Genomic DNA, 1194 nt, shown 5'->3' with positions numbered 1-1194 from the left:
GGGGGGCGGGCGGCGCCGGCGGAGCCGGGCGCCTGGGCGACTCCGGCGCCGCTGGTGGGGCCGGTGGCAGCGCCGGAGTGATCGGCAACGGCGGCGACGGCGGCGCCGGCGGGGGCAGTCTCGGCGGCAAGGGCGGTGCCGGCGGCAACGGCGGCACCGCAGTGTCGATCGGCGACGGCGGCAACGGCGGCAACGGCGGGCCAGGTACGCCGCCCGGCACGCCAGGCACCGGCGGCACCGGCGGGCAGTTGCTCGGCCAGAACGGAAACAGCGGCCTGGGATAACGAGCCGGGGCGATCTACGACCCCTTCCGCGCGTTATCTACGTCTTTCGACCGAAGTTCTCCGACGCACGGCGCCGCATTCTCATTCCACAACTCCAGTGCTCAACGACGACAGGAGATGGCGATGTCGTACCTGGTAGTGGGTCCGCAAATAGTCGCGGCGGCCGCGGCGGACCTGGACAGCATCGGATCGGCACTGAGCGCAGCCAACGCTGCGGCGGCGGTTCCGACCACCACCCTGCTCGCGGCCGCGCAGGACGAGGTGTCTGCCGCACTGGCGGCACTGTTCTCCGGACACGGCCAGGCTTATCAGGCCGTCAGCGCTCAGGCGGCGGCGTTCCATGAGCAGTTCATGCGGGCGTTGCACACCGGCGGAGCCATGTATGCCGCCGCCGAGGCGGCGAACGCCTCCCCGCTGCAGACGCTGCTTGACGGGATCAACGGCCAGGTCCAGGCCGCGACCGGTCGCCCGCTGATCGGCAACGGCACCAGCGGCGCGCCGGGGACCGGGCAGAACGGGACGCCCGGCGGCTGGCTGATCGGAAACGGCGGGGCCGGCGGTTCGGGCAAAGCCGGTACCGACGGCGGCGCCGGCGGGGCCGGCGGGGCCGCAGGGTTCCTCGGCAACGGCGGCGCGGGCGGCGCCGGCGGAGCCGCCACCGCCGGGACCGGTGGAGCAGGTGGCCGAGGCGGGGTGGCCGGAATGATCGGCGCTGGTGGCGCCGGCGGGGCCGGCGGAAACTCGGTCGCCGGCGCGGGTGGTACCGGCGGGGCCGGCGGCAACGCCGGCATGCTCTTCGGAGCCGCCGGGATCGGGGGCGCCGGCGGATCCACGCAGAGCCTGACCGCGCTCGGCGGAGCCGGCGGCGCCGGGGGTGACGGCGGGATGTTCTCCAGCGGCGGAGCCGGTG

2 protein-coding genes are annotated in these 1194 nt (G+C 75.4%); both read left to right on the top strand.

The window, feature by feature from the left end:
* Window positions 1-284: PE-PGRS family protein (locus AO501_RS38095; protein WP_082658656.1), on the top strand; the 284-nt coding region annotated here is incomplete at its 5' end.
* 123 nt (window positions 285-407) lie between these two features.
* The coding region (locus tag AO501_RS15690) for a PE family protein (protein ID WP_156452594.1) at window positions 408-1194 on the top strand (787 nt) is incomplete at its 3' end.

It is taken from the genome of Mycobacterium gordonae (assembly GCF_001417955.2).
In the GTDB taxonomy this organism is placed as follows: domain Bacteria; phylum Actinomycetota; class Actinomycetes; order Mycobacteriales; family Mycobacteriaceae; genus Mycobacterium; species Mycobacterium gordonae_B.
The sequence above is the reverse complement of the archived record's forward strand: the minus strand, read 5'-3'. Positions and strand labels throughout refer to the sequence as shown.